Consider the following 7,026-nt stretch of genomic DNA (forward strand, 5'->3'; position numbering starts at 1 on the left):
AAAAGGCGTAAATTTGGCTCGCAGCTTACGGAGAAAAACGCGTGATGGCAGGATTTTCCTTGCTTTGGCATAATTTCCAAGTGCCATTGCGAGATTTTTGCATATCCCCCACAATTCGCCCTTGCTTTTTCTTCGGCTTTTCGGTGGATAACGCCAGATAGGTTTTCTCAATGCAATGATCGGCAAATAGCCCTGACAAGGTTGCCGCCGCCTGCTTATTCAACGCTAAGATTAACAACCCAGAAGTTACCTTATCTAACCTATGTACCAGCCACACTTGGGGCAAATTTAATTGCTGCGCCACTAAGGTGGTTAGACCAAGCGCCTGATCATCTTTATGCACGGAAATGCCACAAGGCTTGTGAATAATGATAAAATCGGCGTGCTGAAAAACAATGTCGAACATTGGCGTTGTGATCTCTGGCATAATTAGATGTTTATAAAAGTGCGGTTAAAAATAAATGAATTTTACTTTTCAACAGATTATAGCATATCTCGTCCCTGTCCTGATTTGGATTTTGACCATTTCTATCACAATGCGATTAGTGATAAAAAAACAATCGGTTTCAGCCACCCTTTCTTGGTTGATGATTATTTATCTCGTGCCAGTGGTGGGCATTATCGCCTATTTAGTGTTTGGCGAAGTGAAATTAGGCACAAAACGAGCAAAAGCATTTCGTTTGCTTGCACCCAAATTTAACCAGTGGTTTGGCGATTTTTCGCAATGTCCGCAATTAATTAATCATCACAACACCCTACTTTATCGCCCCATTTTTGACTTAGCCAAAAGCCGCTTAAATATCCCTTGCGTGCTGGGTAACGAGCTGCATATTTTAGACACGCCAGAAAGCATCATTAAAAGCATTATTCAAGATATTCACCAAGCCCAACACAGCATTAATATGGTGTTTTATATTTGGTGGAATGGCGGCTTAGTGGAAGAGGTGCAGAACGCGCTAATTAGCGCACAACAGCGTGGTGTTACGGTGCGGATATTGGTGGATAGCGTGGGCAGCCGTCAATTTCTAAAAAGTAAAAATTACCGCCAAATGAAAGAAAGTGGCATTGAGATCACCGAAGCGCTACACGTTAATTTACTGCGTATGTTTTTTAGTCGTATTGATTTACGCCAGCACCGCAAAATTATTGTGATCGATAATCAAATTGCTTACACCGGCAGTATGAATATGGTTGATCCAAAATATTTCAAACAAAACAGCCACGTTGGCGAATGGGTGGATATTATGGTGCGTATTAATGGGCCTGTTTCTGCCGTGCTAAATGGGTTGTATGCGTGGGATTGGCAAATTGAAAGCGATAAAGAAATCCCCTTGCAGTTGCCAGATTGCCCTTTGCTACCTATTGATCAAAATAATTCGCACGCCGTGCAAATTCTTGCCACAGGGCCGGGCTTTCCTGATGATTTAATGGCGCAATCCCTTTCTATTGCGATTTTTTCCGCGCGCCAAAGCATTACCATTACTTCGCCTTATTTTGTGCCAAGCCATAGCATTGCTGAAGCCTTACGCATTGCCGCGTTGCGTGGTGTTGAGGTAACCCTCATTCTGCCGAAAAAAAATGATTCCTTAATGGTGAGCTGGGCTAGCCGCACTTTCTTTGAAGACTTGCTCGCTGCGGGGGTAAAAATTTATCAATTTGAGCAAGGCTTGTTGCATACTAAAAGCGTGTTGATTGATAACCGCCTCGCCTTAGTTGGCACGGTAAATATGGATATGCGCAGTTTTATGTTGAATTTTGAAGTAACAATGGTGGTGGAAGATCAAAGTTTTGCCAATGAAGTAACCCAATTGCAGCAACACTACCGCCAAAGTTCTTCTTTATTAACCTATGAAAACTGGGTAAAACGCCCTGTTTATCAACAGGTTATCGAACGTTTATTTTTCTTATTTAGCCCGCTTTTATAAACGATAAGTGCGGTATAAATTTTCCAACTTTTTAAGTATTTTAAGGATAGCAATGAAAAAACAGCTTACTTTTTATTTAGTTCGCCATGGACGCACTGTTTGGAACGAACAAGGTTTATTACAAGGACAAGGCGATTCTCCGCTGATCGCCGAAGGCATTGAGGGGACAATGAAAACAGGCGAACACTTAGCCAACGTGCCTTTTGTTGCTGCCTATTCAAGCGTGTTAAAAAGGGCAATGGATACCACGCAATACATTATTGGCGAGCGCAATATTCCTTTCTTTCAGCATAAAGGCTTAAACGAACATTTTTTGGGTAGCTGGGAGGGCGTGTTGGTAGATAGCATTCGCCAAAGCGAAGAATTTCAGCAAATGACCAAAGATCCTGCGAATTATCAAGCCAAAAGCAACGGCGGCGAAACCTTTGCTGAACTAGCTGAGCGAGCAATGCAGGCGGTTTATGACATTATCAATGTGCATAACGAAGGCAATATTCTACTGGTTTCCCACGGACATACGTTGCGTTTATTGCTTACCCTATTTAACGGCTCAACCTGGCAAAATCACCGTGAAAATCCACGAGTAATTCGTTTGGATAACACGTCCATTAGCATTGTTCACTATGGGCAAGCGGAAAACGAAAATGTGGGGCGTTTTGTGTTAGAAACGGTGAATAGCACGGCACATTTATAGTGTTTTTTTGTAAGGCGTTAGGTGAAAGTCGTATTTAATGGCGAAAAGTGCGGTAGAAAAATTTTGATTTTTTGCACCGCACTTTAATAATCATTTAGATTGAAACGAATGAATTTCGCTTACTTCATCTACTCTACTTCACCCATTCCGTTTGCAGATAAGTCAAGCGTTCAATATTGGTAATATAATGCCCTAGCTCTTGTTCCTCAGGGCGATGCACATAGGGAATTTGCCCGAGCAACGGTGCGTCAATTTTTTCACTCAGCATTTCAATAATTTCCGCATAATGGGCTAAGCCTGGGTTAATGCGATTGGCGATCCAACCCACTAAGGGCAAGCCCGATTGTTGAATGGATTGTGCGGTCAGCAATGCGTGATTAATGCAACCCTCTTTAATGCCAACCACCAGCACTACAGGCATTTTGTGCGAAATAGCCCAGCTGGCAAAGCTGTATTCCTTATTCATCGGCGTTAGCCAACCAAATGCTCCCTCCACTAACACAGATTGATAACGCTGCGTCAGCGCGCTGAGATCGGCATTAATTTTTTTTATATCAATACGTTGCCCGTCTTCACTTAACATAGGCAAACTGTGCGAAAAGCTATAACTATTCACATTTTGGTAGGTTACATTTTCTTTTGTGGCATCGATTAAGGTTAGCACATCAGAATTATTTTCTAGCCCATAATCACTATCTACTGTGCTTTCGCAATAAGACCAATCTTCTTGACAACAGGCTATGGGCTTATAGCCGACAATCTGAATACCTTGATTTTGCAACGCTTGGATAATGGCACGGCTGGATACGGTTTTCCCTACATTCGTATCTGTGCCGGTAACAAAAAAGCAGCTCATCATTTTTTTCCTTATGATCCAATTTGTGTTGAATTCTAAAGGAATTTCATCAGGAGAACATTGAGCTAACACAATTTTTCTTTATTTTTCAGTAGATCACCTAACAAACTGCCGTCATAAATCCCTTGTTTAATGGCGGCGGTTAATACTTCTGGGCTATTCCATTTATAACGGCTCGTTACCACTTCCACATCGCAATGATAAAGGGATAAGCGTTGATTTAAGCGGGCTAAGAAAATCTCTTTTGCTGCCAATAAACAGGTGTTTAACATCACTTTTTTAGAAGAAAACATATTCACTAAACACATTAAATGGTAAGCCGTTAAATCAGCAATATGATGAATAATATCAACGGCTTTCTCATCATTTTTTTGTGCCTGTTCACATAAAAAGTGGATTTTTTCAATATTATCAATTTGTTGATTGTTGGGATACGCCAAATCAATCAATTTATAAATGGCTTTATGTGTTAGCTGATTGATGATTTGATTGCGTTCAATTTCAGGTAACTGATTATTAAGTTTATCCTGAATTGGGTTTAATCTTGGGGTGATGAGTTTATCAATATTCATTTTCGGCTGTTTGTTACATCGTAACACATCACCTTGCGATAGCACGCTTAAATTTATCCGCTCATCAAGTTGTAAAAATAAAACGTGATCACAACCAATCACGCTGCCCACAGAGCTTTCAGCAAACAGCCAAGTTTGGAAATAATCCGTAACCATTACTGGCATTTTGAAATAAGGGTGAAATAAGGCTTTCAAATCTAAGGTGAGCTGACGATTGCCAAGCTGATAAACATAGCGTTCTTCACTGTCTAACTCCCCTGTTACCGCAATGGAAAAAGTGATCACCTTATAAGGTTCAAGTTTTGTTTTTTCTAAAAACGCTTGCACATAGCTAACTAAAACCCGATCTAATTGGGCAAATTCTTCACGGCGTAAAGGAAAGGAATGTTCTGCCAGCGGTGTGCCATCTAATTCACAAAGAAAAATATCAAAGCGATCTTCGCTCAACACCGCACATAAAGACTGCCAGAAAAAAGGCGATACACATAAACCAATAGCTGGACGACCACGGTTTTCTGTATTTCGCACGGCTTTTTCAATAATTAGCCGTTCGTTAATAAGCTGACGGGTTAAAGAAGTAATTGTCGCAGGGGCTAAGCGTGAGAGTTTTGAAAGGTCAATCCGCGAAATTTCTTCAAATTGCTCAATGAGTCGATACACTTTCCCTAGTTGCTGTAATTTTAAGACATACTTGTCTTGTTTTCTTTCCTTGATCATAACGCCTCATCGTTGATTAATTAGTCGATTAAATTTTTGAAATGAAATAATTGTTTTTTATATCAGGTTGCGATCTAAAAACAAGTTATTTACTTCAATTTTGTGGGCGACTTCACAAAAACAATCGCACAATTCATTTTGGCAAATTTTCTGACTTGCGGTAAACTAGGCACGTTTTTACGCTAATTTTTTTGATTGAGGTTTATATGACACAAATTGCCCCTATCGTAGATGTATTACAAGGCAAAATTCAAATCGGTGATCAAGTTACCGTGCGTGGCTGGGTGCGTACTCGCCGCGATTCTAAAGCAGGGCTTTCTTTCCTTGCGGTGTATGACGGCTCTTGCTTCGATCCTATCCAAGTGATCGTCAATAGCGACATTGCCAATTATCAAAATGAAATCCTACGCCTCACCACAGGCTGTTCGGTGATTGTAACAGGAACAGTGGTGGAATCCCCAGCACAAGGGCAAGCGGTGGAATTACAGGCGGAAAACGTGGAAGTAACAGGCTGGGTGGAAGATCCTGATACCTACCCTATGGCCGCCAAACGCCACAGTATCGAATACTTGCGTGAAGTAGCGCATTTACGTCCACGCACAAATATTATTGGTGCCGTGGCGCGTGTTCGTCATTGTTTAGCGCAAGCTATTCACCGTTTCTTCCACGAACAGGGTTTTTACTGGGTGGCAACGCCACTTATCACTGCATCTGATACCGAAGGCGCAGGCGAAATGTTCCGTGTTTCAACCCTTGATTTAGAAAATCTGCCACGCACAGAACAAGGTGCGGTGGATTTTTCGCAAGATTTTTTCGGTAAAGAAGCGTTCTTAACTGTATCTGGTCAATTAAACGGCGAAACTTACGCTTGTGCGTTAAGTAAAATCTACACCTTTGGCCCAACATTCCGTGCGGAAAATTCTAACACCACTCGCCACTTGGCAGAATTCTGGATGGTTGAGCCTGAAATGGCGTTTGCTGATTTAAACGATAACGCAAAACTTGCGGAAGATATGCTTAAATATGTGTTCCGTGCGGTATTAGATGAACGTAAAGATGACTTAAAATTCTTTGAAAAACACGTTGATAAAGACGTTATCAGCCGTTTAGAAAACTTCATTAATTCTGATTTTGCACAAATTGATTACACAGATGCCATTGAAATTTTACTGAAATCAGGCAAAAAATTTGAATTCCCAGTGTCTTGGGGCATTGATTTGTCCTCAGAACACGAACGCTATTTAGCGGAAGAATATTTCAAATCGCCAGTGGTGGTGAAAAATTATCCGAAAGACATCAAAGCCTTCTATATGCGTTTAAATGACGATGGCAAAACCGTTGCAGCAATGGACGTTCTCGCTCCTGGAATTGGCGAAATCATTGGTGGCTCACAACGTGAAGAACGCCTAGATGTGCTAGATAAACGTATGCTTGAAATGGGCTTAAACCCAGAAGATTACTGGTGGTATCGCGATCTCCGCCGTTACGGCACAGTGCCACATTCAGGCTTCGGTTTAGGTTTTGAACGTCTAATTGTTTATGTAACCGGCGTGCAAAATATCCGCGATGTGATCCCATTCCCACGCGCACCAAGAAATGCGAATTTCTAAATTTTATTAAATTGAAATAAAAACAAAGAGCGGTGAAAAATTTCTGATTTTTTCACCGCTCTTTTTGTCCTTGTTAGATAACCTTATTCTTAATTCATTCAACAATTTCTTGCAACAACAACGCCAATCCACTTTGTCGTTTGGTTGGTTTTCTTACCGAGCTTTTCCAGCTTTGCTCCGTGCTAAACACGGTGGCTTGGTTTTTGGCGCGAGTAATGCCGGTGTAAACCAACTCGCGGGATAAAATCGGGTTGGGTTCAGTGGGCAACACCATAAAAGCGTGATCAAATTCAGAACCTTGCGATTTATGTACGGTCATCACAAAAGCGGGTTCGTGGCTTGGAATGCGGCTAGCTAATTCGCGTTTGCCATTTTCAAAATAAAAATGCCCGCGTGCGTTGCCTTGCTCATCAACAGTCAATAAATACAGCCCTACATCACCATTATATAAGCCTACGTTGCTGTCATTTTGCGTAATCATAATAGGTTTGCCGAGATAATGCTCACGCGCTTGATTAAATTGCACTAAGCCCTTTGCGCGTAAGCCTTCCGCAATCAGTTGATTGAGTTTCTCACTGCCCAACTCCCCTACGCGTAATGCGGTGAGATAACGCACTTTGTTAAATGCGGTAAAAATTTGTTGAATTTTTTC

The 7,026-nt window shown here is 41.4% G+C and carries 6 protein-coding genes and 1 pseudogene (1 of these 7 cut by a window edge); 3 read left to right on the plus strand and 4 right to left on the minus strand.

Annotated elements, in window-relative coordinates; translation table 11 throughout:
• Nucleotides 1–427, minus strand: a pseudogene (locus C3Z13_RS10450) (TIGR01621 family pseudouridine synthase); it reaches 273 nt to the left of the window's first position.
• A 34-nt stretch (nucleotides 428–461) separates the two neighbouring features.
• On the opposite strand from C3Z13_RS10450, the gene cls reads away from it, so the two are divergent.
• Together cls and C3Z13_RS10460 are read left to right on the plus strand one after the other, a co-directional pair.
• Nucleotides 462–1,925 (plus strand): cardiolipin synthase, encoded by a 1,464-nt coding sequence (gene cls, locus C3Z13_RS10455; protein WP_103855877.1) that lies wholly within the window; start codon nucleotides 462–464, stop codon nucleotides 1,923–1,925.
• A 52-nt stretch (nucleotides 1,926–1,977) separates the two neighbouring features.
• Complete coding sequence (locus tag C3Z13_RS10460; protein ID WP_103855878.1) at nucleotides 1,978–2,619, plus strand: histidine phosphatase family protein; 642 nt, start codon at nucleotides 1,978–1,980, stop codon at nucleotides 2,617–2,619.
• Between the two features lie 133 nt (nucleotides 2,620–2,752).
• Here C3Z13_RS10460 and bioD read toward each other — a convergent pair whose 3' ends face one another.
• Together bioD and C3Z13_RS10470 are read right to left on the minus strand one after the other, a co-directional pair.
• The gene (gene bioD, locus C3Z13_RS10465; protein WP_103852853.1) at nucleotides 2,753–3,475 is read right to left on the minus strand and encodes a dethiobiotin synthase; all 723 of its coding nucleotides are present in this window, start codon (nucleotides 3,473–3,475) and stop codon (nucleotides 2,753–2,755) included.
• A 65-nt stretch (nucleotides 3,476–3,540) separates the two neighbouring features.
• Entirely contained in the window at nucleotides 3,541–4,764 is a 1,224-nt protein-coding gene (locus C3Z13_RS10470; protein WP_103855879.1) for an ROK family protein, read from the minus strand.
• Nucleotides 4,765–4,970: 206 nt separating this feature from the next.
• Here C3Z13_RS10470 and asnS point away from each other — a divergent pair, with 206 nt between their 5' ends.
• Entirely contained in the window at nucleotides 4,971–6,374 is a 1,404-nt protein-coding gene (gene asnS / locus C3Z13_RS10475) for an asparagine--tRNA ligase (protein WP_103855880.1), read from the plus strand.
• A gap of 94 nt (nucleotides 6,375–6,468) precedes the next feature.
• On the opposite strand, the gene C3Z13_RS10480 is transcribed toward asnS, so the two are convergent.
• Nucleotides 6,469–7,026: ATP-binding domain-containing protein (locus C3Z13_RS10480; protein ID WP_181022055.1), on the minus strand; the 558-nt coding region annotated here is incomplete at its 5' end.

Origin of the sequence: Avibacterium endocarditidis (assembly GCF_002921145.1) — a bacterium.
In the GTDB taxonomy this organism is placed as follows: Bacteria; Pseudomonadota; Gammaproteobacteria; order Enterobacterales; family Pasteurellaceae; genus Avibacterium; species Avibacterium endocarditidis.

Excerpts from the sequence above, each read along its gene's own strand:
- cls (WP_103855877.1), top strand. The coding sequence starts at position 462 with ATGAATTTTACTTTTCAACAGATTATAGCATATCTCGTCCCTGTCCTG.
- C3Z13_RS10460 (WP_103855878.1), top strand. The coding sequence starts at position 1,978 with ATGAAAAAACAGCTTACTTTTTATTTAGTTCGCCATGGACGCACTGTT.
- bioD (WP_103852853.1), bottom strand. The coding sequence starts at position 3,475 with ATGAGCTGCTTTTTTGTTACCGGCACAGATACGAATGTAGGGAAAACC.
- C3Z13_RS10470 (WP_103855879.1), bottom strand. The coding sequence starts at position 4,764 with ATGATCAAGGAAAGAAAACAAGACAAGTATGTCTTAAAATTACAGCAA.
- asnS (WP_103855880.1), top strand. The coding sequence starts at position 4,971 with ATGACACAAATTGCCCCTATCGTAGATGTATTACAAGGCAAAATTCAA.